At 41.7% G+C, this 25,657-nt stretch carries 23 protein-coding genes, 1 tRNA gene and 1 pseudogene; 13 read left to right on the top strand and 12 right to left on the bottom strand.

Annotated elements, in window-relative coordinates; translation table 11 throughout:
* Nucleotides 1–2 precede the first annotated feature (2 nt).
* On the top strand, nucleotides 3–536 hold the full coding sequence (gene infC, locus D1367_RS22010; protein ID WP_109010020.1) for a translation initiation factor IF-3: 534 nt from the start codon (nucleotides 3–5) through the stop codon (nucleotides 534–536).
* Nucleotides 537–716: 180 nt separating this feature from the next.
* Here infC and D1367_RS22005 read toward each other — a convergent pair whose 3' ends face one another.
* Nucleotides 717–965 (bottom strand): hypothetical protein, encoded by a 249-nt coding sequence (locus D1367_RS22005; protein ID WP_118168249.1) that lies wholly within the window; start codon nucleotides 963–965, stop codon nucleotides 717–719.
* A gap of 138 nt (nucleotides 966–1,103) precedes the next feature.
* On the opposite strand from D1367_RS22005, the gene D1367_RS22000 reads away from it, so the two are divergent.
* Together D1367_RS22000 and D1367_RS21995 are read left to right on the top strand one after the other, a co-directional pair.
* Entirely contained in the window at nucleotides 1,104–4,139 is a 3,036-nt protein-coding gene (locus D1367_RS22000) for a HEAT repeat domain-containing protein (RefSeq protein ID WP_118168248.1), read from the top strand.
* Between the two features lie 104 nt (nucleotides 4,140–4,243).
* A complete protein-coding gene (locus D1367_RS21995; protein WP_118168247.1) occupies nucleotides 4,244–4,477 on the top strand; it encodes a hypothetical protein in 234 nt (77 codons plus the stop codon).
* 5 nt (nucleotides 4,478–4,482) lie between these two features.
* On the opposite strand, the gene D1367_RS21990 is transcribed toward D1367_RS21995, so the two are convergent.
* Nucleotides 4,483–5,484: a DUF389 domain-containing protein gene (locus tag D1367_RS21990; protein ID WP_118168246.1), complete on the bottom strand. Its 1,002-nt coding sequence runs from the start codon at nucleotides 5,482–5,484 to the stop codon at nucleotides 4,483–4,485.
* A 130-nt stretch (nucleotides 5,485–5,614) separates the two neighbouring features.
* Here D1367_RS21990 and D1367_RS21985 point away from each other — a divergent pair.
* Nucleotides 5,615–5,974, top strand: a pseudogene (locus D1367_RS21985) (cation:proton antiporter domain-containing protein); the annotation flags it as partial.
* A gap of 253 nt (nucleotides 5,975–6,227) precedes the next feature.
* Here D1367_RS21985 and D1367_RS21980 read toward each other — a convergent pair.
* From D1367_RS21980 to D1367_RS21955, 6 genes are all read right to left on the bottom strand, one after another.
* On the bottom strand, nucleotides 6,228–6,446 hold the full coding sequence (locus D1367_RS21980) for a ribbon-helix-helix domain-containing protein (RefSeq protein WP_228674781.1): 219 nt from the start codon (nucleotides 6,444–6,446) through the stop codon (nucleotides 6,228–6,230).
* Between the two features lie 330 nt (nucleotides 6,447–6,776).
* On the bottom strand, nucleotides 6,777–7,604 hold the full coding sequence (gene pstB / locus D1367_RS21975) for a phosphate ABC transporter ATP-binding protein PstB (RefSeq protein ID WP_118168245.1): 828 nt from the start codon (nucleotides 7,602–7,604) through the stop codon (nucleotides 6,777–6,779).
* Between the two features lie 52 nt (nucleotides 7,605–7,656).
* On the bottom strand, nucleotides 7,657–8,556 hold the full coding sequence (pstA, locus tag D1367_RS21970) for a phosphate ABC transporter permease PstA (RefSeq protein ID WP_118168244.1): 900 nt from the start codon (nucleotides 8,554–8,556) through the stop codon (nucleotides 7,657–7,659).
* A gap of 5 nt (nucleotides 8,557–8,561) precedes the next feature.
* The gene (pstC, locus tag D1367_RS21965) at nucleotides 8,562–9,503 is read right to left on the bottom strand and encodes a phosphate ABC transporter permease subunit PstC (RefSeq protein WP_118168243.1); all 942 of its coding nucleotides are present in this window, start codon (nucleotides 9,501–9,503) and stop codon (nucleotides 8,562–8,564) included.
* Between the two features lie 51 nt (nucleotides 9,504–9,554).
* Entirely contained in the window at nucleotides 9,555–10,556 is a 1,002-nt protein-coding gene (locus D1367_RS21960) for a PstS family phosphate ABC transporter substrate-binding protein (protein WP_118168242.1), read from the bottom strand.
* A 57-nt stretch (nucleotides 10,557–10,613) separates the two neighbouring features.
* The gene (locus tag D1367_RS21955; RefSeq protein ID WP_118168241.1) at nucleotides 10,614–11,771 is read right to left on the bottom strand and encodes a sulfate ABC transporter substrate-binding protein; all 1,158 of its coding nucleotides are present in this window, start codon (nucleotides 11,769–11,771) and stop codon (nucleotides 10,614–10,616) included.
* 502 nt (nucleotides 11,772–12,273) lie between these two features.
* Here D1367_RS21955 and D1367_RS21950 point away from each other — a divergent pair.
* From D1367_RS21950 to D1367_RS21915, 8 genes are all read left to right on the top strand, one after another.
* On the top strand, nucleotides 12,274–12,489 hold the full coding sequence (locus tag D1367_RS21950) for an antitoxin family protein (RefSeq protein WP_118168240.1): 216 nt from the start codon (nucleotides 12,274–12,276) through the stop codon (nucleotides 12,487–12,489).
* 7 nt (nucleotides 12,490–12,496) lie between these two features.
* A complete protein-coding gene (locus D1367_RS21945) occupies nucleotides 12,497–12,922 on the top strand; it encodes a type II toxin-antitoxin system VapC family toxin (protein ID WP_118168239.1) in 426 nt (141 codons plus the stop codon).
* 248 nt (nucleotides 12,923–13,170) lie between these two features.
* Nucleotides 13,171–13,767: a cytochrome b/b6 domain-containing protein gene (locus D1367_RS21940; RefSeq protein ID WP_118168238.1), complete on the top strand. Its 597-nt coding sequence runs from the start codon at nucleotides 13,171–13,173 to the stop codon at nucleotides 13,765–13,767.
* A gap of 62 nt (nucleotides 13,768–13,829) precedes the next feature.
* Nucleotides 13,830–15,266 (top strand): bifunctional orotidine-5'-phosphate decarboxylase/orotate phosphoribosyltransferase, encoded by a 1,437-nt coding sequence (locus D1367_RS21935; RefSeq protein WP_118168237.1) that lies wholly within the window; start codon nucleotides 13,830–13,832, stop codon nucleotides 15,264–15,266.
* A gap of 416 nt (nucleotides 15,267–15,682) precedes the next feature.
* Complete coding sequence (locus D1367_RS21930; RefSeq protein ID WP_118168236.1) at nucleotides 15,683–16,768, top strand: AI-2E family transporter; 1,086 nt, start codon at nucleotides 15,683–15,685, stop codon at nucleotides 16,766–16,768.
* A 46-nt stretch (nucleotides 16,769–16,814) separates the two neighbouring features.
* Nucleotides 16,815–17,003: a hypothetical protein gene (locus D1367_RS21925; protein ID WP_118168235.1), complete on the top strand. Its 189-nt coding sequence runs from the start codon at nucleotides 16,815–16,817 to the stop codon at nucleotides 17,001–17,003.
* A gap of 115 nt (nucleotides 17,004–17,118) precedes the next feature.
* Nucleotides 17,119–17,481, top strand: a complete 363-nt coding sequence (locus tag D1367_RS21920) for a hypothetical protein (RefSeq protein ID WP_194198606.1) — start codon at nucleotides 17,119–17,121, stop codon at nucleotides 17,479–17,481.
* A gap of 567 nt (nucleotides 17,482–18,048) precedes the next feature.
* Nucleotides 18,049–19,749, top strand: coding sequence for a DUF1565 domain-containing protein (locus tag D1367_RS21915; RefSeq protein ID WP_118168234.1), 1,701 nt, complete (start codon nucleotides 18,049–18,051; stop codon nucleotides 19,747–19,749).
* 180 nt (nucleotides 19,750–19,929) lie between these two features.
* Here D1367_RS21915 and D1367_RS21910 read toward each other — a convergent pair whose 3' ends face one another.
* Nucleotides 19,930–20,223, bottom strand: coding sequence for a DUF3493 domain-containing protein (locus D1367_RS21910; RefSeq protein ID WP_118168233.1), 294 nt, complete (start codon nucleotides 20,221–20,223; stop codon nucleotides 19,930–19,932).
* A 33-nt stretch (nucleotides 20,224–20,256) separates the two neighbouring features.
* Between D1367_RS21910 and D1367_RS21905 the strand changes: the two genes are divergently transcribed.
* Nucleotides 20,257–20,328, top strand: a tRNA-Thr gene (locus tag D1367_RS21905).
* A 495-nt stretch (nucleotides 20,329–20,823) separates the two neighbouring features.
* Here D1367_RS21905 and hpnH read toward each other — a convergent pair.
* Genes hpnH through D1367_RS21890 form a run of 3 tightly spaced genes read right to left on the bottom strand, consistent with a single transcriptional unit; the run spans nucleotide 20,824 to nucleotide 25,622 of the window.
* A complete protein-coding gene (gene hpnH, locus D1367_RS21900) occupies nucleotides 20,824–21,843 on the bottom strand; it encodes an adenosyl-hopene transferase HpnH (protein ID WP_118168232.1) in 1,020 nt (339 codons plus the stop codon).
* Between the two features lie 42 nt (nucleotides 21,844–21,885).
* Nucleotides 21,886–22,917, bottom strand: coding sequence for a hopanoid-associated sugar epimerase (hpnA, locus tag D1367_RS21895; protein WP_118168231.1), 1,032 nt, complete (start codon nucleotides 22,915–22,917; stop codon nucleotides 21,886–21,888).
* Nucleotides 22,917–25,622 carry an efflux RND transporter permease subunit gene (locus D1367_RS21890; RefSeq protein WP_118168230.1) on the bottom strand — a complete coding sequence of 902 codons (2,706 nt, stop codon included), beginning with the start codon at nucleotides 25,620–25,622 and terminating at the stop codon, nucleotides 22,917–22,919. The genes hpnA and D1367_RS21890 overlap by 1 nt, the downstream gene beginning before the upstream one ends.
* Nucleotides 25,623–25,657: the final 35 nt, after the last annotated feature.

The following is a 25,657-nucleotide window of genomic DNA, read 5'->3' as shown; positions in this document are numbered from 1 at the left end:
TAATGCCTGTGATTGAGAAGAAAAGAACTCGCGATCTGCCCCAAATTAACGAACGAATTCGCTACCCAAAAATTCGGGTAATTGATACTGATGGTGCTCAACTGGGAATTATGCTCCCACAGGAAGCACTACAACTAGCAGAAGAGAAAGAGTTAGATTTGGTGCTAATAAGTGACAAAGCTGACCCGCCAGTTTGTCGGATTATGGACTACGGGAAATATAAGTTTGAGCAGGAGAAAAAGGCGCGGGAAGCCCGGAAAAAGCAGCACACGGCTGATGTCAAAGAAGTTAAGATGCGTTACAAAATAGAAGAACACGACTACAACGTGCGTGTCAAACAAGCAGAGCGCTTTTTGAAAGATGGCGATAAAGTCAAAGCTACTGTCATGTTCCGGGGTCGAGAAATTCAACACAGCGACCTAGCAGAAGATTTGCTCAAACGAATGGCAACCGATTTGGAGCCTTATGGTGAGCTTCAACAAGCGCCTAAAAAAGAAGGGCGAAACATGATGATGCTCATCTCGCCTAAAAAATAATCCTCTAACTGTATTAATAGACCCACTTTGAAAATCCTCTGGCTAAAAGTCAGGGGATTTTTTGATGTTTCGTTTCGATGCAACATGCGCCCAAAGCTGTGAGGTTGTATAAATTTATCTAAAATCGATAATTCTGAAGGCTAAGTGGGAAACATAATACTCAGTTGCTCATGACTTTTGCTATTTCCAGGAGATAAGGGAGATGAGAAAGATAAGGGAGATAATACCAATTGAAAAAAAGAATGCGACAAATAGACCATTCATCGCGTCTCGATTCATCGCGTCTCGATTCATCGCGTCTCGATTCATCGCGTCTCGATTCATCGCGTCTTTACCCAAGGATGTGTTGCAATCATTAATTGAATTGGTATAAGGGAACTCCAAGAAATAAATTATCCAATATTGTGGGGTGGGCATCTTGCCCGCCATATAAACTGGGCTCTCGTGTCGCCCACCCCACAGGAGTTAATTGGATATTTTTTTATTTGGAAGTCCCTAAGAAAATATTTTCTTCCCCTGCTCCCCCTGCCCGATTACGCGGTGATACTACCAGAAAAATAAAATTGCATGGAACTGAAAAATCACTGGTTGGCTGCAAATAAAGTTGCTTTACCACGACTACGACTACTACAGTGGGTAAATCTCCGACCAGAGGAGAGCGAACGAACTCAACTTATGTTCTTTTTTTACACAACTGTATGTGTAGGATTGCGGTGGGCAGAGGATAGTACTGTGGCGCTCTTTCTGGATGAATATGGGACTCAGCTACTACCGTGGATGTATATTGCTAGTGCCGCCACCAGTGCAGGACTGGTTTTTTTATACTCTTGGCTGCAAAAGATTTTTCCTTTACGCCGGGTGATTGTGGCGATCGCACCTTGCATGTTGATGCCATTACTATTATTAGTTGTATTACGTTGGGGAGCGCATGTTTCATACCTGGCAGTTATTTCGGCATTTCTGCTGCGGCTGTGGGTAGATGCCCTTTATGTAGTTAATGACCTCAACACTTCCATCGTCGCCAACCAAATATTTAATATACGGGAGATTAAACGGACTTACCCACTGGTGAGTAGTGGGCTTTTAGTCGCAGATGTGATCAGTGGCTTTAGTTTGCCTTGGTTATTGCAATACACCTCGCTGAATAAGATCATCTTCATCGCCTGTATAGTAATTTTATTAGGATCGGGAATTTTATTCTATTTAACTCATCAATATCAAGCGGCTTTTCCTGAAACCCCACAAAGACTAGTTACTGAAGAACAAGCTTCACGACAGCGTTTTATTAAAAGTCCTCTCAAGCGCTATGTTTGGCAGTTGTTTGCTTTTGTCGGACTATTGCAAGTCATTGGGTTGTTAATAGATTTTCAATATCTGCGCGAACTAAAATCCAATTTGAGCGACCGAGAACTCGCTAGCTTCTTGGGTCTTTTTGGTGGGACATTGGGACTGTGTGAGTTGTTGTTGCAGTGGTTTATTTCCAGCCGACTTATCGAACGAATGGGGGTATTTTTCACAGCCACACTTTTACCAATCACCGTCGGCTTTTCACTACCAGGAGTGCTGGTATTATTGCATTTAATTCCCGCCATCCAATCGCAAAGCTTTTTTTGGGGACTGATAATTGTCAAATTCTGCGATGAAGTTCTGCGCTACACCTTTGTCATGAGTAGCGGCCCCATCCTGTACCAACCGATTCCAGAGGCAATTCGCAGCCGGATGCAGACTTTATCTGGTGGAACCGCCGAAGCGATCGCTACAGGTTTGACAGGAGGGCTAATTTTTGCAACTATATTGTTTTGTGATCGGTTTATACCCGTACCGTTGCAAAAGTGGGTGTTAGTAGCAGAAACAATGCTGATAACTGGCACCTGTTTAAAAGTAGTTTGGGAATTGCGATCGCGCTATGTTGAACTGTTAGTCTTGAGTGTGGCACGAGGCCAGTTGAGTGCAACCAATGTCGGCTTACGATTCTTCAAGCAAGGTGTAGTCAAAGCCTTGGGAGAAAAAGGCAGCGAGGCAGATAAACGCTCTTGCATTGAACTTTTAGCCCAAATTGACCCCCAAGGGTCTGCGGAAGTTTTAGCACCTTTACTAATCAAGTTAACCCCAGATTTGCAGCGCCAAAGTTTGGAAGTCATGCTGACAGCAGGTGCAAATCCCGCTTATCTATCCGCCATCCGTCCTTTGCTAGAACAACCCCAAGAAACTAACTCCGAAGTTTTCGCTCTAGCGCTGCGCTACGTTTGGCTGGCTGAACCAAATCCGAATTTAAGCATCTTAGAAGAATACCTGAACCCCCGGCAAAACTCACTCATCCGCGCCACCGCCGCCGCTTTAGTCTTACGCCAGGGAACGCCCATGCAAAAGGTAGCAGCTACCCAAACCATGCGCCGGATGTTGACTCATAAGCAAGAACGGGAACGGGTAAATGGAGTTAGAGCGCTCAGAGAAGCAGTTTATTTGCAAGCGTTGCGGATTCACATCCCGAATTTATTACAAGATGAGTCTTTACGGGTGCGCTGTGCCGTATTAGAAATGATTGCAGCAACCCATTTAGAAGAGTACTATTCGGCACTGATAGCAGCACTTTATTACAAATCAACCCGCACTACAGCAATATCAGCTTTAGTGCGACTAGAGAATGAAGCTATAAAGATGTTGTTGCGGTTAGCTACCAATATTTACAAACCAGAAGTAGTGCGAATGTACGCTTGGCGTACCATTGCTCAAATTGGTACTCAGGAAGCATTAGAGACTTTATGGGAAAACTTGGAAACATCTTGGGGTACAACTAGAGATCATATTCTTCGTAGCTTACTAAAAATACACAAACAACCAGGAATTAAAGGTTTAGTAGATCGATTTTATGAAAGTCGGGTAGAAAATTTAATTGAGCAGGAATTAAAGTTTTTAGGCGAGATTTACGCCGCATATATAGACTTGAAAACAATAGACGAAAAAGAAAATGAGCAATCCAGACAGAGAATTGTGATTGTCTCTGAATTACTGCAACGCGCCCTTTTAGAATTAGAATTTGATGTCAAAGAGCGACTGCTACTGTTACTGAAACTGCTTTACTCGCCAGAAAAGATGCAGGCAGCAGCATTTAATCTGCGATCGCTCTCAGTAGTAAACTTAGCACGAGGGTTAGAAATCCTAGAGCATACTATAACTTTGTCTTCAAAGTCTTTATTGCTGAATATTTTAGATAACCGACCGCAGCCAGAAAAATTGCAACATCTGGTAGAAGCTAAGATTGTCGAATATGAAAATATGATAGTTAGCGATCGCCTCCACAGATTGCTGATGTTGGGTAACTTTCTTTCTGACTGGTGTCTAGCTTGCTGTTTTCATTTTGCTCAAGTGACTCGCACGCCACTGACAAGTTCTGAGATTTTAGTGAGTTTGCGTCATCCAACCGGCTTTGTTAGAGAAGCTGCGATCGCATACTTGAATATGGTTTCACATCGCGTTCTTCTGCAAATCCTCCCCCAGTTACAAAAAGATCCACATCCTTTGGTAGCTGCTCAAGTTAAAGAATTAATCCAAAAATACCAGGTTGAAAATGAACAGCCCATTGAAGAAATATCTAGATATTAGATACAACCCGTTGCAATTACTAATAATAGTTTTATTACTCTTGGGTATCTTCTAGTGATAATTCTTCCATAAATATCGGTAATTTAATTTCTCTTACATATCTTTTGGAGCCAAAAGTTAAAATTCAGTTAGTCATTAACCAAAATATACCCAAAATTGCTGATAACTTTAGTGATGTGTTTTTATTAAATCCTTCTGGTAAATTAAGTTCTGAGATGAAAAAAACATATCACTACAAAATTAAGCCCGTTTATCCACCTGGTATGCTCTGGCGTTTAGAGAAAAATGGCACTTCAACAAAAATCCCAGCCCAAATTTCAACAGCACGGGAATATTAGCAACTTCAGGGTGTGGGTTCAGAACTTCTAATTTCCTCCACTTGACCAACTTCAAAAATTAGAGTGAATGGTTGCCCCATCTCTCGCTTGATAAATTCTTCTAATAACTGTACTTGCCGAGGTGTAACAGGTTCCCTTGCGCGAACACTCAAACGAACTTCTGGGGGATTTGTCAACCAATTAGTATTACTGTTAAGCAACTGCAATCGCCCAAAAGTGACAGTTCTATTTAATAATGCCCGTCGTAAGCTAGTTTCTAGTTGCGCTTGTCGTACAAGTCGAGCAAAACTGACTCCCAAGGGAATTAGCAGGATAGCTGTCAAAGCCATAGTCCAAATTAGGGGTTGACGGGCCCGCGCTATTGAAGTGTAACCTGCTACCAAAAATGTCACCATACAGGAGAGGGCAATACCTAGCAAGTTGGTGAGATAAAGTAGGGTTGCTCCTAAACTGAGTGACCAATTTCCTTGTGCCAAGCCTAAGCCAATCACACAAATAGGAGGCATAAGAGCAACAGCGATCGCAGTTCCCGCTAAACTAGTAGATATTTTCGTCTCAACTTTCGCGTAGCCACTGATACCACCAGCCGCTACCGCAATTCCTAAATCTAAGAGCGTTGGTCTTGATCTAGCCAGTATCTCGCTACCATAGCTCGGCAAACCCACTAGCAAACCCAGAATAAAGGCGATCGCCACCGCTAACAACGTGCCCAATGCTACAGCAATTATCCCCTTGCGAAACAAAGTAATATCTGCTTGTAAAGCACCAAAAGCTAACCCCCGAATCGGCAACATTAGAGGGGCAATAATCATCGCGCCAATAATCACAGCCGCACTGTTAGACAATAAACCTAAAGTAGCGATCGCACAGGAGCTAATAATTAAAATTATGTAAGCTGAGTCTAGAGTTGATTCTGCCAGCAAGTCTGTTTGTACCTGTTGGAGTTGCTCCGGCTGCGAACCCCGGCGGCGGAAATTTTTAAACCGGTCTCGAATGTTATTACCCAAGACCTTCCTCCTAAATACTTGGTTAACCGTCAAATCTTCATTCTTTGCTAATTAAAGTCTTACATTAATCTAGTCTCATCTAAAAATAGTCAGATGAGGATAAGGGTAAAATTATACCAGGAATTTTCTTATGGTGCTTGAATCAGCGATCGCCGAGGAAGTCATTACAAACAATCTCAAGCAGTTTCTGTTGGTGCTTTCGGTGTCTCTAGGTGTGGCGACACTACCGCAGATATTTAGCTGGTTTCGCAATATACCTTACACCTTGCTACTGGTGATTGTCGGGTTAGGTTTGGCGTTAGTCGATGTCCGTTTAGTAACCCTTTCCCCGGAATTAATTTTGTTCATTTTTTTACCACCGCTGCTATTTGAAGCCGCATGGAATTTGAAATGGTCAGACTTGAAGCGGGATTTAGTGCCAATTTGCTTGTATGCAGTGTTCGGGGTGGTAATTGCGATCGCAGGAGTAGCGATCGCTCTCAATCCAATACGGTTCGGTTAGGGTTTTTTGATGAAAATTCTAAATCACAAAGACGCGATAAATCGCCGTCTGTACAATAATTAATCCCTTTGTCTTGACGGCGATTTATCGCGTCTTTTGGCTTAACCGAACCGTATTGTCTGTAGTGCGATCGCTATTTTAGCTGAAACAGCAAGAAGCCTCTCACCTACCCGCAAGGGAGGTGATGAGATGAATTGCGCGTGAGTGACGAATTGCCCAAAAGCGCGAAATTAAGCGCAGCTTAATCAGCGTTGTTGGGCGATAAGGAATGAACATTTAAAGTCCTAATATATTCACGAATAATGTCTGTTTTGGTTCTTCCTGTTTGCTCTACGTATTGCTCTAATATTTTCATCTCTGATTGTTCTACACGGACATTTAAATTTACTTTTACCATTTGCATTGTAATGATATTTCCATTACAATAATAGTAGATGGCAAAGCCGAAAATGCTGGTCATCTTAATCTGTACCTTGAAAACTCAGAGTAGGGGGTTCTGCCCAGTAAGAGACATTTTTGTGTCGCCACTGTGGGTAGGTAAAACTCTGACAGTACAAAGGATTGAACATAATGCAATTGTTCAACTGTGCGGAGGGGCATCTCGTGCAGTATAAATAAAGCTCAGTTAATGTCCGACGGGATACCGGGAGTCCCTGAGAAGCCCACACTGTACGCTTGCGTCAGTGTGGGAGTATGTCACTGAGTCTGATATCACAAAACAAAACCCTGTACAAAGTTTTACCTTACTGTACAAGGTTGTCTATTATCCTAAATACTTAGGACAAGCTCTTTAACCGAAACGTCCACTGATATAGTCTTCAGCTTCTTTAGTTTGAGGAGAACTGAACATTTGGGCTGTAGGATTAAACTCAACTAATTTTCCGCGACGTTTGCCATGCTCGTCAATTTCTGTATTGAAGAAAGCCGTGAAATCTGCGACCCTAGAAGCTTGCTGCATATTGTGTGTCACCATAATGATGGTGTATTGCTGCTTGAGTTCTAAGCAGAGTTCTTCCACTTGGCGGCTAGAAATTGGGTCGAGAGCAGAACATGGTTCATCCATTAATAATACATCTGGCTTCATTGCGATCGCACGAGCAATGCAAAGTCTTTGCTGTTGTCCACCAGATAATGCAGTTCCCTTCTCTTTGAGTTTATCCTTGACTTCATCCCAAATAGCAGCGCGTCTGAGGGAATCTTCCACCAATTCATCAAGGTTACCTTTGTAACCGTTAGCCTGTGGAGCAAAGGCAATATTTTCGTATATTGACTTGGGGAAAGGATTCGGTCTTTGAAAAACCATTCCGATTTGGCGGCGTAATTTGACCGAATTTATCTTAGGATCATAAATGTTGCGATCGCGATAATTCAGTCTACCCTCAACTTTAGCTCCAGGGATTAAATCATTCATCCGGTTGAAGCAACGCAATAAGGTACTTTTACCACATCCTGAAGGCCCAATAAAAGCAATTATTTGTTTATCAGGAATCTTTAGATAGACATCTATAAGTGCTAGAAATCCTCCATAAAATACCTTCACACCTTCAACATTGAAAACGCTATTACCTTGTTCAATTGTGGCACTATCTGATTTACTTCTACTATTGCTATAAGTCATGAAAGCGTATCTCCTAATATCTGTGAATATATCCAATTAGATATTTAATTATCTAACGTATTGAGAAGCGTTGCCGGATATAAATTGCTACACCATTCAAAGCTAAAATCAACAGTAACAACGCAATAATTGTTGCTGCTGCTGCACTAGCAAAACCCGGTTCAGGACGAGTGATGTAACTGTAAATTTGAATGGGTAATGCCATAAATCTCTGGAACAAACCAGGGTCAAAGGTGAGAAAACCCACAGCACCTACAACAATTAGAGATGCTGCATCACCAATGGCGCGAGATACAGAGATAATCACCCCTGTCAAAATACCAGGAACAGCATAAGGTATGACATGACTGCTAATAGTTTTCCATTTGGTGACACCTAAGCCGTAAGAAGCATTTCTCAAAGAATCTGGGACGGCGCGAATTGCTTCTCTAGAGGTGACAATAATGACTGGTAAAGACAACAAAGATAAAGTCAATGCACCAGAAATCAAAGCCGGGCCAAAGCCAAGCAAATAATTAAAAACTCCTAAACCCAGCAATCCATAGACGATAGAAGGTACACCCGCCAGGTTACTGATATTAATCTCAATAATCGCTGTCCACCAAGCTTTGGGTGCATACTCTTCGAGATATAAAGCTGCTCCTACACCAATTGGGACAGTTACAAAAATCACAACAAGTCCCAACAAAATGCTGCTAACAATAGCAGGACGGATACCACCTTGGTCAGGAAAACGAGAAGGGGTATCTGTGAGAAATCCTGGGGACAAAAATCTACCTAATCCGTCTCCCAAAATATCAAAAAGGAGCAAAGCTAGGACAAATATCCCAATCATTAAACCGAATAAAAAAATTACTTCAAATACTTTTCCTAAGCTCTCTCTTTGGTCAACATTATCAGTAAATTCTGCCCCAGATGCAAAATAATCATCTTCTTGATAACTAGTAGCCATATTTATTACTCGTATTTTTCCTTATAACGATTAGCAATCCAGTAACTAACAATGTTCAAAGATAGGGTAAGCACAAATAAAACCGCACCGACAGCATATAAAGTCTTAAAATTGAGACTTCCACGCGGACTATCTCCGCCAGAAATTTGTGCCATGTAAGCAGTCATTGTTGCGATTGATTCTGCAAAACTAACAGTCAGCTTTGGCTGTAGTCCGGCGGCGATGAGGACAGTCATTGTTTCACCTACAGCGCGAGAAATACCTAAAATAATCGAGGCGATAATTCCCGAAAGTGCGGCTGGTAAAACTACTTTAAAAATAGTTTCTAGTTTCGTGATACCTAAAGCATAAGCTCCTTCGCGCAAAGAACGTGGAACTGATTTAATAGCATCTAAGCTAATAGAGCCAACGGTGGGAGTAATCATAATCCCCATCATTACCCCCGCACTCAAGGAATTGAATATTTCTAAAGGGATAAAATTCCGCAGCAATGGTGTCAGAAACAATAGTGCAAAGTAACCATATACTACAGTTGGTACTCCTGCTAAAAGTTCTACGGCTGGGCGTAAAACTGCTGCTACTTTGGGTTGAGCATATTCACTCAAGTAAATGGCAGAACATAAACCCAAAGGAATCGCAACTGACATAGCTATCACTGTAGTCAAGAAAGTGCCATTAATTAATGGCCAAATGCCAAAATGTCTCTCTGCAAATAGCGGTGTCCATTTAGTATCAAGAAAGAATTGAGCAAAGGAAACTTCTTGGAAAAAACTAAATGTCTCCTGAAAAATAATTATGACAATACCAAAGGTAGTCAAAACAGAAACTAAAGCACAAGCAAATAAAATCGCTTCCACAATCCTTTCTAATATATCTTCAGATATATCTTTGTCTAGCGATTGTCTGGGTAGTAAATAAGGATCGTCTTGAGAAGTGGAATTTTGCATAAACAGTTAAGTTCTGACTACAAATCAAGTTACATCTGAATGAATATTTGTCTAAAGAAAGTTTGTAATTGGTTCACCTGGTTTAGCTTTTTGAAATTTTGTGCCAGTTTCACCAGTTGCAAATTTTTGTTTTACCTTGACGTAAGCTTCATCAGGTAGTGCTACATATCCAGCACCATCTACCCACTTCCAAGAATTTTCTAGATAAAAATCTACAAATTCTTTGACTGCTGGTTTGTTATCTAAAGATATCTTGCTGACATATATAAACAGGGGACGAGACAAAGGTGTGTAGGTATTTTTGAGGACATTATCCAACGGAACTGGTTTTTTGCATTCTCCTTTGAGATTTTCGATAGCAACTAAATTGAGCTTTTCTTGGTTTTGAATGTAGTAAGATATCCCTACATAAGCCAATGCTGATTCATCTCCAGAAACACCTTGCACTAGCAGATTTTGATTATGACTAGGAGTGTAGTCGGTGCGCCCATTCTTGGCTTTGCCAGTAACCGCTTGAGTTAAATAATCAAAAGTCCCCGTATCCGAAGCCGGAGCATAAAGCTTTAGTGGTAGCTTAGGAAATTTAGGATTAACTTGATCCCAAGTCAAGATTTTGCCGTCTGATTTAGCACTCCAAATTGTGTTCATTTCCTTAATAGTTAAACATTTAGCAAAGTCGTTTTTACGATTTGCAATTACAGCAACGCCGTCTAAACCTATAGGTAACTCTACAAACTCAATATTTTTGCTTTTACATTTTTTTATTTCTTCATTTCTGATGGTACGAGAAGCGGTAACAATATCAATATCACCATTACAAAACTTACTGAAACCGCCACCCGTACCACTGGAAGCAACACTAACTTTCGCGTCAGATTTAACCTTCTGGTATTCTTCTGCAACTGCTAAAGAAATAGGAAAACCCACTGCTGCACCATCAATACTCACTTGACTTTTCAATTCTTGTCCACCGTTACAAGCAGTGATGCTACTGGCAAGAACCATTAAAGATGTGAATAAAAAGCTATCTTTAAATCTGCGATGAAAGCTCATAAATTATCAATTGAGATAAAGTAACTATACAAATAATGCTGCATTAAAAAGTCAAGTTTATGCTTTGCTAGCAGCTTGAACTTTGTCAAAAATTGCCCCATTTTCAAAAAACTTTTTCTGAATAAGCTCCCAACCACCTAAATCTTGAGAGGTAAATAAAGTTTGAATTTGCGCTTGTTTTGACGCTACTTCTTGGGTAACAGTGGGGTTAACAGGACGATACTGTAATTTGGCAAATTCCCGTTGAGCTTCTGTTGAGTAAAGAAAATTTACAAACGCTTGTGCAACTTCTCTTGTACCGTGTTTATCAACGTTTTTATCAACTAAAGCTACAGGATTATCGATGGAAATATTAACTTGAGGTACAACATAAGGCAGTTTCAATCCACCTATTTGCGCCAAAATCACCTCATTCTCGTAGTTAATTAAGACATCTCCCTCGCCTTTTTGGAAAAATGAATCGCTAGCTTCGCGGGCATCTTTCGTTAATACAGGGATGTTCTTATAAACTTTGGTGACATAATCTAATGCTGCGGTTTCGTCACCACCTGTTAAACTCACAGAACTCCATAAAGCTAAGAATTCCCAGATAGCAATACCAGAAGTTTTTGGGTTTGCTGCAATTATTTTCACATCATCTTTTGCCAAGTCTGACCAAGTCTTAATATTTTTGGGATTACCTTCACGAGTAACGATCGCAGCTACAGATTTACTGACAATACCATTTCTCGGATATCTGGTTTCCCAACCTGATTTAATCAAACCTGCTTGCTGAATTTTGATTACATCTAGGGGAAGTGCCAAATGTACTATATCTGCTTCTTGCGAACCGTCAATGACTGTAGCCGTTTGAGCGCCAGAACCCCCATAAGTCGCCTCAATCGTGACGTTTTGGTTGTGTTCTTTCTTCCAGCTTTCGACAAATTTGGGAATTATCTGGTCATGTGCAGCTTTGGTGACAGAGAAAGATACAAGTTTTAGCTTAACATCATTTTTGCTGGCTGAACTACTTCCCGAACAGGAGGCAACTGCTATACTCAAAAAAGTACCTATTAGAAACAGGCTGACAAAGCTTTGTACAGTACGTTTATTCAACCAATTTCTAATTGTGTGTTGATATGAGAGTTGTATAATCTGCAAAGCTTTCATGACATAAGACTGCATTCTCTCAGTTAGCAATTTACTTAAATGTGTGTATTGTTGCACCTTGCTCATCAGAATCACCCCTAAATCTACGGCATTTCTAAACAGATACCGTATTAGAGATTATAGGGTATATAGAATAATATTTATCATCTGGCTTCGATTTTTTTTACAAGTATCAATAGTAGGGTCTAAACTTTGCGTTCTGCCAAACTTCAAAAGCTGATTTGTTTACAGCATACATACATTATTTTTGTATAGAATTACCACAATAATTTATTGTGAAGAATTGGGGAAAAGCTTAAAAAGTTTCTCCCTTTTGTCCATAAAAGACCTCTCCCTGGTTTTACTACCCAAAATCTGTCCCTCTGCAAAGCGGAGAGCGAGAGAATTGAACTTTAAAGAAGTTCGTCGCACTTACGTAACATTAGTTCAGTTGGTGGCTGAGGCAATTATCAAAAATCGATATAATTCGTAAGATTGATATAAGTATCTTCACTAGTAATTCAGCCGTAGACTCTACTCGTATTGTTACAACCAGCTTAGGATAGACTAAAAGCAATTTTTGCAAACAATGGTAGAAAAAATCACAGCTGTCTTTAATGGCAAAGTGTTCTATCCGGCTGAACCGATCGCACTGCCAATCAATACCCGCGTGCGAATCAGTATTGAAATTTTACCGCCAAGTGAACATGAAACGGTATCATTTTTGCAAACGGCGCGATCGCTCAACTTAGATGGGCCACCTGATTGGTGTACCAATATAGATAAATATTTATCCGGTAAATAAAGTCTCCATGCATTCTGAAGTCTTTCTTGATACATCATTTGCCATTGCCTTATCAGCACCGAGCGATCGCTTACATGACCGAGCGTTACATCTGGCTAAAATGTTACAAGCGGCAGAAACTCGTTTAGTGACAACACAGGCGGTGATGTTGGAAATTGGCAATGCCTTATCCCAACAACCTTATCGTCAAGCGGCAATCATATTATTAAATTCTTTAGTAGCAGACTCCAAAGTAGAAATTATCCCCCTCTCCCAAGAACTCTACGAACGTGCTTTCGAGCTATATCAGGAACAAACAGAGAAAGAATGGGGATTTGGGGATTGCGTATCTTTTATTGTGATGCAGTATAGCGGAATCACGGAAGCCCTGACTGCTGATGAGCATTTTCAACAGGCAGGTTTTCGAGCATTACTACGAGAAAATTTGCCTTAAAGATTGGGGATTAGTCATTAGTCATTGGGGATGGGGAAGAGGGCTTGGGGACAAGGATAATTTCAATTTTAAAGCTGACAGACTACTAGGCATACCTAAACTGACAGTTAAAACAGCAGATGGTAAACCATCAATGTCAGAATACTGAGTCATAGAATGGGAAAATAAAGGTGAGTAATGCCTACCCCCAAACTTCCTAGGCCATTTACCCAAGACAGATAAACAGCAAATTTTATCAGTCAAAATCTATGACTTTGAACCCCTCCCAAACTCGAAAGCCACCCAACCAAGCGATCGCAGCCAAAATTTTTCACTGGTGTAACATCATTAGTCTATTTATCATGCTCACCAGTGGACTACAAATTTACAACGCCAACCCTGTTTTTGGGGGACGTGCAGGTTTGCACATTCCTCCGATATTTACTTTAGGAGGTTGGCTTGCAGGAGGTAGACACTGGCATTTTGCAGCAATGTGGATATTTTCGCTGAATCTCCTGTGGTATGGAATTTACATTTTAATTACTCGGCGCTGGCGACATCGGTTTGTAGGTGCTAATGACTTCAAAGCATTACAAAAAAGTCAAAATTCCAAACGTCTAATTTATGCTTGGCATCGGATTGTTTATACAGCAATTATTCCTATTTTGCTGCTGGCGTTATTTACAGGAATAGGAATGTATAAACCTGCTCAATTTCCCTGGATTGTCGATTTCTTTGGCGATTGGCAAGCATTGCGAATTGTTCACTTTGCCTCCGTGCCAATGGTTATCTTATTTGTAGTAATTCACTCTCAATTAGGGCGGAAAGCTGGCGGTACTGAATTAACAGAATCAATGTTTTGGTAAACAAACTATGGTCATGGAGATAGGAAAACACGGAAAATTGACTCTTTTTTTAAACTAAAAATATGAACTTTTTTGATAAATTGAATCGGAATATATTGCAAAATCAAAGCTTACTATTTGTAGGACTTGATCCAAATCCAGAGATGATGCCTGTGCGTTATGAATCGGAAGAACTCATCACTGGTTTGTGGAAGTGGTTGCAATTCATTATTGCTGAAACTTCTGATTTCGTTTGTGCTTATAAACCGACGCTTGGTTTCTACGAAGCATTAGGTATTCCCGGTTTAGAATTACTGTACAAAACTTTAGCAGCTATTCCAGCCCATATTCCAGTAATTTTAGATGCCAAACATAGCGACTTAAATACTAGTACCATTTTTGCCCAAACTGTGTTTAGACAATGGCAAGTGGATGCAATCACTCTGAGTCCCTATACAGGACAAGATCATGTAGCACCTTTTTTGGTCTATCAGGGTAAAGCGGTGTTTATTTTATGTTGTACTTCTAATCCAGGTGCAGAAGCTTTACAGCAATATCCTACAAACGAGTCACCCCTTTATTTACAGGTGGTAAAAGAATCAAAAACTTGGGGAACTCCAGAACAATTGGGTTTGGAAGTGGGAACTACAAATCCTGAGATTTTAGCACTTATTCGAGCGATCGCGCCTGAACGAATTATTATGGCGCGTAGCATCTGGGCGGAAGGCGCAAACCTGAAGCAAATTTTAGAAGCAGGTTTGAATGCTAACGGTGATGGTTTACTAATTCCTGTTCCTCAAGATATGTTGGGAAACACCCAACTATCTGAAGAAATCCAGTCTCTACGCACAGAAATTAATCAAATAAAAGCTGAAATTATTCACGAAAATTCCACATGTCCTGTGTGGTTTCCTGATGTTTGTTTCCTAAATCAGCACCCCCACCAGGATTTGATTTTACAACTTTATGATATTGACTGCATTATGTTTGGCAGCTTTGTCCAAGCATCAGGAGCTATATTTCCTTATTACATCGACTTACGCAAAATTATTTCCAATCCCCAAGTTTTTAATCAAGTTCTCACAGCTTATGAGGATATTTTGAAGAATCTAATTTTTGATAGATTAGCAGGTATTCCCTATGGTTCTTTACCTACTGCGACTGGTTTAGCTTTGCGCCTTCATTGTCCGATGATTTTCCCTCGAAAAGAGGTAAAAGCACATGGAACTCGGAGAGTCATTGAGGGTAACTTTCATCCTGGTGAAACAGTTGTAGTGGTTGACGATATTCTCATCAGTGGTAAAAGTGTCATGGAAGGGGCAGGAAAGTTGGAATCAGCAGGATTAAAAGTTGATGATATTGTAGTATTTATCGACCATGAACAAGGGGTGAAAGATAGGTTACAGCAAAATGGTTATCGCAGCCACTCAGTTTTAACTATTTCGGAAATTACTAATACTCTGTATCAAGCAGGCCGAATAAATGAGGAACAATTTTTAGCTTTCGCTGAAAGTTACTAATTGGAATAATGGGGAGTGGGGAATGGGAAATAGGGAATGGGGAAAGATTTTTATTGTCTAAGTAAGTAGGCGAGAATAAATCAAAGTAATACCAATTTGAAAAAAGAATGCGACAAATACACCATTTGTAGAGACGCGATTCATCGCGTCTTTACCCAAGGATGTATTGCAATCATTAATTGAATTGGTATAAGTTAAGTAATGTAAAAAATATTGAAATTAGTTTGTAGTGAGGACTTTAGTCCTAAAATAAGGACTAAAGTCCTCTCTACGAGACGCTGGGCGTAGCTTGCTTCCCCGCAGGGGTACACTACGAACCTTTAATTATTTACACCGCTCTACTTACTTTCTCTGGAGCAGATTTAATTACTCGGTTCAATCTAGTAACTAGAATCATTTTAGCTTTTAAATTAATTATGAATTTTTCACTGAATCAACTGCTTAGATGGTTAATTTTTACGCTGTTATTTCCTCTAGTCTTTCTCAATGGTTGGCTAGCATTTTTGCTTGTTAAAAATTTTCAACCTGTCGTAACAATTCTTTTATTAGCTACTTTGCTTGCATTCGTTTTAAACTATCCTGTTACCATTCTCCAAAAGCGAGGAGTGAAACGTGGTTATGCAGTAGCATTAGTTTTTATATCAGCAGTGATAATTATTGTTGCTCTGGGTATCACTTTGGTTCCCATTGTTTTAGAGCAATTTAATGAGATGGTGAAAGTCCTTCCCCAATGGATTAATTCTAGCGAAGAAAAACTTCAGATTTTAAATGATTGGTTTTTTAGGCACAAATTAAATGTGAATTTAAGTCAGTTATTAAGCCGATTAACTGAGCAATTACCTAGTGAATTAGAGTTTCTTTCAGATAAACTTTTAAGTATTATCATAGATACGATTGATAGTATCTCTGAGGCATTAATCACAATAGTACTGACTTTCTATCTGTTGTTAGATGGCCCAAGGATTTGGGAGGGGATATTTAAAAAGTTACCTGGAAATTTTGCTCAGAAGGTAAGCCAATCTATTCAACAAAACTTTCAAAATTACTTGATTGGTCAGGGAAGTTTAGCTTTGCTGATGGGAGTTTCATTAACATTATTGTTTTTGGCTTTTCAAATCCAGTTTGCTTTACTTTTTGGTTTGGGGGTTGGGTTTTTGAGTTTAATTCCCTTTGGCGATGTCGTCAGTCTTGTTGTAATAACTTTAATAATAGCCACACATGACTTTTGGCTAGCAGTGAAGATTTTTGCGGTAGCTGTTGTCATTGATCAGGTAATTGATCAGGCGATCGCACCTCGTCTTTTAGGTAAATTTACTGGACTAAGACCAATATGGGTGTTAATTGCTTTGCTTGTAGGAACCAATGCTGGCGGAGTCTTAGGTTTGCTAGTTGCGGTACCTGTAGCTGGTTTTATCAAAGATATAGCAGATGGTTTTAACTCTAGTTATTCTGAGAATCAAGAATCACCAGAGATGTTAACCGAAAAATCAATATTGCCATAAAATTATCCAATATTATCGGCGAACACGGCGACAGTGAGGTTCCTGTTTGGAGCAAGGTGAATATATTGTCACCACAGATAGAGGGCTTTATGCTGAGTGGCTGTATCAACAAATCTTGAACTGTGGTTGGCATCCTTTTATGCGGATTAACCTTCAGGGGCAGTTTAAAATTAAAGGTACTGTTTCTTGGCTACCTCTAAATCAATACGGTTCAGTTAAGGATTTTTGGTACTAATTTTAGACCTGTAGAGACGCGAAATTTCGCGTCTTTACCAAGGTTTTTGGGCTTAACTGAACTGTATTGACCTCTAAATACTCTTGTTCCAGAAGTTGGTGAGTCATTTGAGTCATTGGTAACTTGTTTCAAAAGTAACCCGATTGAATGTACATTGTTAGCCCGTCATGACGAGGGCTATACCGAACCTTGGTTAATTCTCACCGATTTACATCCCGAAATTGCGGATGCTTGTTGGTATTCGATGCGCTCTTGGATTGAATGTCTATTTAAAGACGGTAAAAGAGGTGGTTTTGCTTGGCATCAAACTAAAATGACAGATACCAAACGAGCCGAGAGACATTGGTTAGCGATCGCAATCGCTACTTTATGGCAGGTTAGTGTTGGAGGTGCTATTGATGCCAATTTGCCTATTAGTAGTTTAGACGAATTACCACAAACCAATCAATTAGTCCACTTAAGTGGACTTCAGCTATGAGCCGCTGAACTTTAGTTCTGGGCGGGATTGCCTGTCTGTATGACAATTTAACTCTGACAAAAATGTGGGTAAAAGAGTTGAAACGTATGTGGACAAAACTTGTGTATACACCGTAGCCCACAGTGAGAGAGGCTTTGATTCTTGCTCCCCTTCCCTTGTAGGGAAGGGGTTGGGGGTTAGGTCTGAGAGAAAGTTGCACACGGCGTTAATTTAGTAGACAGAATGAGCGCTTATACAAGGCAGCGAGGGGCTTATTGACACATTCGCTTCTCCCGAAAGTGCTTAGTAGAGCTTGGCTGAGATACAGCTACCATCTCAATTAATAAGACTTGGGGTAATATCCCATCGTCACAGCTAGGCAAACTTTGGCTATAGCGTACTAGTAGAATTTTCTAAATAAAATAATATAACTAATGTATAAGTTCTGTGATCTATCTAAGGAATTTAGCGGAATCAATGCTAATCATCCAGTATAGTTTTGCATGGGTTTGATAGCAGCTACAAGGCTGCTTGCTACCTTCAACCTTGTCCGACACACAGTAATTCAGCACATCATAGACTCAAAAAATGAAATACCGGGGTTTTCACATTTCTCTAGCGAAAAATTTTCGCCTTCTTTCTAAGAGCTATCTCAGAGATACTTTTACTTTACGCGTGGGAGCCGGACTAACAGCCTTGCTAGTTGTTTCTAGTGGGTCAATAATACTACCTGGTGAGGTTAATGCTGGTGCGAGTCACCTAGAAGGTATTGCCCCGACTTTGACAGCGCAAGCCCCTGCAACAGCCGCAGTAATTTACGTGAATCCAGCGACTGGTGCAGATAGTGCTGGTGCTGGTACAACGTCATCTGCACCCTACAAAAGCATAAGTTTCGCTCTAAGTCAAGCCCAACCAGGTGCAGTTATTCAATTAGCACCTGGGAACTATAACCAAGAAAGTGGCGAAACCTTCCCACTGTTGCTTAAACCAGGGGTAACACTGCGGGGTGATGAAGCTACTAAAGGTCAGGGGATATTAATTACAGGTGGAGGCTTTTACACTAGTCGCAGCTTTGCCAGACAGGATATTACCATCCTTGCAGACCAAGATACCACGATCGCAGGTGTCACCGTCACCAACCCAAATAGCCGGGGTACGGCTGTGTGGGTGGAGTCAACTAATCCGAGTATCAAAAACAGTACTTTTACTAACAGTGTCAGAGAGGGTGTTTTTGTTACGGGTACAGCCAATCCCAAAATCGAAGGTAATGTCTTTGTGCAAAACAAAGGCAATGGAATTTCCATTACTAGAGCTGCTCAAGGAGAAATTCGGAATAACTTATTTCAGGATACTGGTTTTGGTCTAGCGATCGGTGGCACTTCCACACCCCAAATTGTGGAAAACCAAATTGTCCAAAACCAAGACGGTCTTTATATCTCCGAATCAGCAAAGCCCGTATTGCGTAAGAATGTTATTCAGAACAATAAACGGGATGGTGTAGTAGCGACTGTCAACGCTTTACCCGACCTTGGCACCAACGAAAATCCTGGTGGTAATCTTATTCGCAATAACACTCGTTATGATGTGAACAATGCCACTAAAACCGGTCAAATTGTCGCTGTTGGCAATGATATCGATCAGAAAAAGATTTTCGGCTCAGTAGATTTTGTTGCCGCAACTGTTAACCCACCCCCTGGAGGGGCTGTTGCATTTAAAGATGTACCAGCAAATTACTGGGCAAAAACTTACATCGAAGCTTTAGCCTCCCAAAATATTATTGCTGGCTTTCCTGATGGCAGCTTTAAACCCAATGATCCTGTAACCCGCGCTCAATTCGCCACTATTGTCACTAAAGCCCTAACACCACCAACCAAACGCGCAGCAATCAAATTTAAGGATGTAGCAAGCAATTTCTGGGCTAACGCTGCAATTCAATCTGCTTACCAAAGTGAATTTGTTTCTGGTTATCCCGATGGCACTTTTAAGCCACAACAGGAAATTCCTAGAGTTCAAGCATTAGTATCTTTAGCTAATGGTTTGGGCTTAACTGCGAGTAATCAGAATGTCCTTTCCTTTTACACCGATGCTGCCCAGATTCCTAATTATGCGATCGCTCCTGTTGCTGCCGCAACTGCACGGCAACTAGTTATCAACTATCCCACAGTCAAGCAACTCAATCCTAATCGTGAAGCGACTAGAGCCGAAGTTGCTGCCTTTGTTTACCAGGCACTCGTCAATGCTGGACGTGCTCAACCAATTCCTTCATCCTATTTGGTAACAGCTCAGTAAATTTCTAGTACCGCATGGCGGAAGTCAAAAGTCAAAAAGCTTATGGAGCAGACTTTTTGGTTATTTAGAATGGGTGGTTTATTTACGCCGTACTGTACTAGTAGTCTGTCTCATAAGTTCTGATTGATTAGTTTGTTACCAAAACCCTGTAGAGACGCGAAATTTCGCGTCTTTACAACTTCAGGAATTAGGATTTTTACCCGAATTCGAGCGTTGTTGCCAACGCTGTTCCCAGCGCCAAAGGAAGACCATTAAGGCAACGATCGCTATTTGGAGAGCTAAACTAGGTATTGCACTCTCAACATTGCGTCCGGCAAGCACTTGGAAGAAAAAGACGAATGCACCGAGTGAGCCAGAAGCACCGAAAGCGATGTAGAAAAATTGTCGTAAGCCGCGATAAGGTGCGGCTATTTCTGCTTTGAGGCTGGCGTATTGTTCAGGGTTAAGGCGATTTTTGCGATTTTGATCTACCATGATTAAATCATGTTATACTCTTAGATTGTGTACGCCGATGTGGCTCAGTGGTAGAGCAGCTGATTCGTAATCAGCAGGCCGTGGGTTCAAATCCCATCATCGGCTTTGATGAAAGTATTACTTAACACTAAAGTTTGACATAAATCAAGTGTACAGTGACTAATTATTTCTCGTCGGTGACAGATTTCAAGCTTGGTGGATTATTGCAGCAGAGGAGTTGTGCCATTACCGTTAGTTGGGGCATTGGCAATTGCAGCTTGAGTAGGTTGAGTCGTAAGAACCGCTACAACTGGAGTAACTTTTGAACGCATCGCGGCAGTCCCTACCCTCAACTCTTAGTAGGGTAGGGACTGCCGCGATGCGTTCAATAATTGTGACTACATCTTTTTCGCTACGAACCAAAACATAATCCTTAAGGTGCGACGCCGAATAGCCCACCGCAGGCATCGCACTCTTGTTTTGTGTAGCATTTACTACTTATTAATGGTCTATTGCATTAATTTTGATGAGTTCGTAGTAAGCACAAAGCGTGCTGAAAAATCTAGGACTAAAGTCCTTACTACGAACTTTTTCACTTATCAAAACTTTTGCGATAGACTACTAGCCCCTGCCAAACACACTGCCAAGGGCACGCGCCATATTTTGCGGTTGCATTGCATCCATTGCGGCGGTGGGTTCGTAGCCGCAGTGAACCATGCAATCGGCACACTTGGGATTACCACTCTTCTGGCCGTATTGACTCCAGTCAGTTTGTGCTAGTAATTCCCTGAAGGTAGAGTAATAACCTTCGTTCAGCAGATAGCAAGGTTTTTGCCAGCCGAGAACGCTATAGCTAGGGCTACCCCAAGGCGTGCATTCGTAGTCTTTTTCACCGGTGAGAAAATCTAAGAAAAGCGGATTGTGATTGAAGTTCCAGTTTTTTTCACCAGCTTTGTATGGAGCCAGAATTTGCCGGAAGAGGGCGCGTGTTTGTTCTCGATGCAGAAAATGATCTTGATCTGGTGCCCACTCGTAACTGTAGCCGGGAGAAATCATCATTCCGTCAGTATTTAGTGTGTCCAGAAAGTCGAAGAACTCTTGCATATCTTCAGGTTGAGTACCCTCAAAGATAGTGGTGTTAGTGGTGACACGAAAGCCTTTAGCTTTAGCGGCGCGAATAGCTTTAACAGCAATATCAAAAACACCTTTGCGATCGACACATTGATCGTGCAACTCCCGCATTCCATCTAAATGCACACTAAAAGTCAGGTAAGGAGAAGGTTGAAACTTATCCAGGCTCTTTTCTAACAACAAGCCATTGGTACACAAGTAAATATATTTCTTGCGCTCAATTAATCCCTGAACAATTTCATCAATCTGGGGATGTAGGAGAGGTTCTCCCCCAGGAATTGAGACAACCGGTGCGCCACACTCTTCCACTGCGGCAAAGCACTGTTCTGGGGTGAGATTTTGCTTTAAAATTTCCTTTGGATGTTGGATTTTACCACAACCAGTACAGGCTAGATTACACCGAAAAAGAGGTTCCAACATCAATACTAAGGGGAAGCGTTTACGTCCTTTCAAACGCTGGGTAACAAGATACTTCCCAATATCCATAGCTTGTTGTAAATTAACTGCCATTGTTGCGATCGCTCCTCTTTTAGATATAAATACACCACGTTTTCAACCCCAAGATTTATCTGTGGGGTCTTCAATTTTTAATTCTCCAGAGGGGTTGACATACCCCTGAGCAACAAACCAATCTACAGCATCCTTAAGTGCCGCTTTTAGCGGAGATTGAGGTAGACCTAACTCTCGTACAGCCTTAGCGGCATTGTAATACATAGGTTGTTTCGCCATCCGAACCCCATCCAATGGCACTGAGGGCGATTTCCCCAAGGGTGCGAGAATCTTTTCATCAACCCAGGCAACACTAAGGGGTAACCAAGCGGGTACTGTTCGTTGAGGTGCTATTAAACCTGTGATATCGGCGAGTTGTTCGAGTAGTTCCTTGAGACTGAGGTTTTGATTACCTAAGATATAGCGATCGCCTGATTTACCCCGTTGCAAAGCCAGTAAATGCCCCCATGCTACATCCCGCACATCGATAAAATTCAAACCAGTATCTAAGTAAAAGGGCATTTGCCTTCGTAAAAATCGTAGAATTATATCACCTGTGGGGGTAGGTTTGATATCCAACGAGCCAATCGGGCTGCTGGGATTTACTATAACTACCTCTTGACCTTTAGCAAAGGCTTGTATGGCTTCTTGTTCAGCGAGAAACTTAGATTTTTTGTAGTCACCAACCAACTTTTCTAAGGGACTCTGATGTGTTTCATCCACAACTTCCCCAGATGATCCTACCCCAATTGCCGCTACCGAACTAGTATAAACCGTGCGCTCAATGCCAGCTTTGCGGGCTGCTGCCAACACATTGCGCGTACCCAGGACATTGTTATGGTGGAGTAACTCTCGGTCTGTTTGCCACAGGGAATAATGGGCTGCTACATGAAATAAATATTCACAACCTCTCATCTGTTGCCAGAGATTTGGATCGTTCAAATCGCCTTTGACAATTTCCACCTCCAAACCGCGTAGATTCTCCAAATTGCTGTTTGAGCGCACCAGGGCTTTGATATCATATCCTTGTTGGAGTAACAACCGTACTAAGTGGGCACCAATAAAGCCCGTACCCCCAGTCACAAAAACTTGCATCAACCTTTCTCCCTGGTCTGAAATCGGGGAAACCAATCATCTAAAATGGCGTAGACTACCGGCACAACAATCAAACTGAGGATAGTTGAAGTTACGAGTCCACCAGCGATCGCTACAGCCATAGGCGATCGCAATTCCGAACCAGCCCCAAAACCTAATGCGATCGGTAGCATTCCTAAAAGTGTAGAGGCAGTGGTCATCATAATTGGTCTGAGGCGCACTGGCCCCGCCCTGAGAATCGCCTCTGTGCGGTCTAATCCAGATTTGCGGAGTTGGTTGATGTAATCTACCAGTAAGATGGCATTTTTGTTTGCTAGTCCTAACAAAAATACAAAGCCAATCAGTGAGATCATGCCAAAGTCACTCTTGGTGAAGAGTAAAGCCAACATAGCGCCGACAATTGACAAGGGCAAAGAAACACCAATAACTACTGGGTCTATCCAGCTTTTGAATAGCAGAATCAGTACCACGACAATGCACAGTGCTGATAAAAGCAAAGTACTACCAAAACTACTAAATACTTCACCTTGGCGGGCAGAATCTCCTCCCAAGTCTAAAGTTACACCAGCAGGTAATACTGCTTTTGCTTGTTCCACTATTTGGTCTGTGGCACTACCCAAGGACAAATCTTTGCCCAGATTGGCACTAATATAGGCAACTCTTTGATTGTTGAGCCGCTCAATTTGAAAAACTGTACCCTGTGCATTAGTTTCACTTGTGACAGTGACATCAGCAAATCCCGGTAGTTTTTCGATACGCTCTTTAATTGCCTTGGCAGCTTTGCTGAGGCTTTGGAGGTTATCGCCTCGTAGTGATGCCTGTAAGGGTTTTTGTCCACCAGTGTCAACAAATTGAATATCTTCCACGCTGGTACTTACACCAGGGAGATTAGGCAAAGATGAGCGTAATTGGTCTTGTACTTCCCCAGTCTTGATGTTGCGGTTTTCTTTGAGCTTCACATAAAGCGTACCTTTATTTGGCTCACCCTCACGAGAACCAACAGTAGTAAACACAGTTTCCACTACTGGAGATTTTCTCACCACATCTTCTAGTTTTTTGGCAACCTCTAGAGAATCATTCAAAGGGTTGGGGATGGGAATTGGGGATGAGAGAGATAGGGGAGATGGGGGAGATGAGGGAGATGAGGGAGAAATTCCTGCTCGTCCTTGCAAAAATTGCTCAGGGATTTTTGGTAAGGGGGCGGTATAAGTAATATTGAACTCGCCGCGATCTAATTTAGGAATAAACCCTTTGGGAATGAATAGACTCAGTGCCATACCTGCAACAAAGCTGAGTATAGCTAAGGTGACGACTGTTTTGCGGTGGTTTAAAGACCAGTGGAGTAAGTTTCTGTAATATTGAGTAAAATTCGCCCAGGTGTTTGTTTCCTGGCGTCGGGGAGTTGAAGTAGCAGGTTTTAACCAGTAGGTAGCTAAGGCGGGTGACAAAGTACGCGCAACCAATGTTGAAGCAATCATCGCTGCTGAAACCGTGATTCCGAATGGCTTAAAGAACTGCCCGATTACTCCTCCCATCAAACCAATGGGTAAAAAAACCGCTACTGCTGTAGCAGTGGTGGCGACGACTGTTAAGCCAATTTCATCTGTAGCTGAAAAGGCGGCTTGGCGGGGAGTTTCCCCCTCTTCGATGTGCCGCATGATGTTTTCGACATCGATGATCGCATCATCAATTACACTACCGATAACTAAGGCCAAGGCCAGCAGCGTAATCGTCTCCAGGTTGAAGCCGAAAATCGCCATGACGATAAACGTCGCCAACAAAGACGTAGGAATCGCTAAGGCAGAAATTAGGGTGGCTCGCCAATTCCATAAAAAAGGAAAAATTACCACTATTGACAACAAAATTGCTTCCATCAGCGCATCAATTGTTGACTTGGTGGCTTGGCGGATATATTCTGCTTGGGTGGCAGCTAAGGTGAGTTTGACATCCTTGAGGGTAGAGCGTAGCCTTTGGACTTCTTTCTCAACTCGACTCACTACTTCCAAAGTGTTAGCATTGCCACGTTTGATTACCTGAAATGCCAGTGCATCTTGCCCATTGAATCGGACTAATGTTGCACCTGCTTGGGGAATAGCTGCACTCGCATTCAATGGATTTACGGGAGGAGTTGCAGTAGCACCACCCAACAGTGAGACTTTTAAGACACCTGGCAGTTTAGCGATCGCACTCACAATCTCGTCTTTCGCCAACTTTGTCAAATCTGTAAGATTCCGCGTGGGACTCTCAATGGCATAACTAATGGCGGCTGACTCATTTAAATTCAGGGGAATAATTTTAGAAGTCGCTCCTTGAGGTAGAGTCAACTGCTTGAGGGCAGTTTCAACTTCTTTGGTTGATGTTTCTAAATTCGTCCCAACGGCGAAAGAAAGAGCAACGGCTGTTTGACTAGGATAAGTGGATGAGCGAATATTCTCCAGTCCTTCTAGGGAGCGGAGGCGTTCTTCCAGGGGTTTAGTGAGCTTCGCCTCTGTATCCAGGGCAGTTGTCAGGGGGGCTGTAGCATTCACAACCACCACTGGAAAGGTAATATCTGGAAACAAAGCATACTTGAGGGAACTGAAAGCCAGAACACCAGCTACCGTTACGGCAATCCAAAAACTCACCGTCAGCCACGAATATTGAATCGCCAATTTAGAAATATTGAAGACTTCTCGTGCGGATTTGGAGTTATGAAGTTTTACCATCTTGGAAAATTATCGTGTAGGTGACACAATTATTT

This window comes from Nostoc sphaeroides (assembly GCF_003443655.1).
GTDB lineage: Bacteria > Cyanobacteriota > Cyanobacteriia > Cyanobacteriales > Nostocaceae > Nostoc > Nostoc sphaeroides.
The sequence above is the reverse complement of the archived record's forward strand: the minus strand, read 5'-3'. Positions and strand labels throughout refer to the sequence as shown.

Excerpts from the sequence above, each read along its gene's own strand:
- infC (WP_109010020.1), top strand. The coding sequence starts at position 3 with ATGCCTGTGATTGAGAAGAAAAGAACTCGCGATCTGCCCCAAATTAAC.
- D1367_RS22005 (WP_118168249.1), bottom strand. The coding sequence starts at position 965 with ATGGCGGGCAAGATGCCCACCCCACAATATTGGATAATTTATTTCTTG.
- D1367_RS22000 (WP_118168248.1), top strand. The coding sequence starts at position 1,104 with ATGGAACTGAAAAATCACTGGTTGGCTGCAAATAAAGTTGCTTTACCA.
- D1367_RS21980 (WP_228674781.1), bottom strand. The coding sequence starts at position 6,446 with ATGACCAGCATTTTCGGCTTTGCCATCTACTATTATTGTAATGGAAAT.
- pstB (WP_118168245.1), bottom strand. The coding sequence starts at position 7,604 with ATGACTTATAGCAATAGTAGAAGTAAATCAGATAGTGCCACAATTGAA.
- pstA (WP_118168244.1), bottom strand. The coding sequence starts at position 8,556 with ATGGCTACTAGTTATCAAGAAGATGATTATTTTGCATCTGGGGCAGAA.
- pstC (WP_118168243.1), bottom strand. The coding sequence starts at position 9,503 with ATGCAAAATTCCACTTCTCAAGACGATCCTTATTTACTACCCAGACAA.
- D1367_RS21960 (WP_118168242.1), bottom strand. The coding sequence starts at position 10,556 with ATGAGCTTTCATCGCAGATTTAAAGATAGCTTTTTATTCACATCTTTA.
- D1367_RS21955 (WP_118168241.1), bottom strand. The coding sequence starts at position 11,771 with ATGAGCAAGGTGCAACAATACACACATTTAAGTAAATTGCTAACTGAG.
- D1367_RS21950 (WP_118168240.1), top strand. The coding sequence starts at position 12,274 with ATGGTAGAAAAAATCACAGCTGTCTTTAATGGCAAAGTGTTCTATCCG.
- D1367_RS21945 (WP_118168239.1), top strand. The coding sequence starts at position 12,497 with ATGCATTCTGAAGTCTTTCTTGATACATCATTTGCCATTGCCTTATCA.
- D1367_RS21940 (WP_118168238.1), top strand. The coding sequence starts at position 13,171 with ATGACTTTGAACCCCTCCCAAACTCGAAAGCCACCCAACCAAGCGATC.
- D1367_RS21935 (WP_118168237.1), top strand. The coding sequence starts at position 13,830 with ATGAACTTTTTTGATAAATTGAATCGGAATATATTGCAAAATCAAAGC.
- D1367_RS21930 (WP_118168236.1), top strand. The coding sequence starts at position 15,683 with ATGAATTTTTCACTGAATCAACTGCTTAGATGGTTAATTTTTACGCTG.
- D1367_RS21915 (WP_118168234.1), top strand. The coding sequence starts at position 18,049 with ATGAAATACCGGGGTTTTCACATTTCTCTAGCGAAAAATTTTCGCCTT.
- D1367_RS21910 (WP_118168233.1), bottom strand. The coding sequence starts at position 20,223 with ATGGTAGATCAAAATCGCAAAAATCGCCTTAACCCTGAACAATACGCC.
- hpnH (WP_118168232.1), bottom strand. The coding sequence starts at position 21,843 with ATGGCAGTTAATTTACAACAAGCTATGGATATTGGGAAGTATCTTGTT.
- hpnA (WP_118168231.1), bottom strand. The coding sequence starts at position 22,917 with ATGCAAGTTTTTGTGACTGGGGGTACGGGCTTTATTGGTGCCCACTTA.
- D1367_RS21890 (WP_118168230.1), bottom strand. The coding sequence starts at position 25,622 with ATGGTAAAACTTCATAACTCCAAATCCGCACGAGAAGTCTTCAATATT.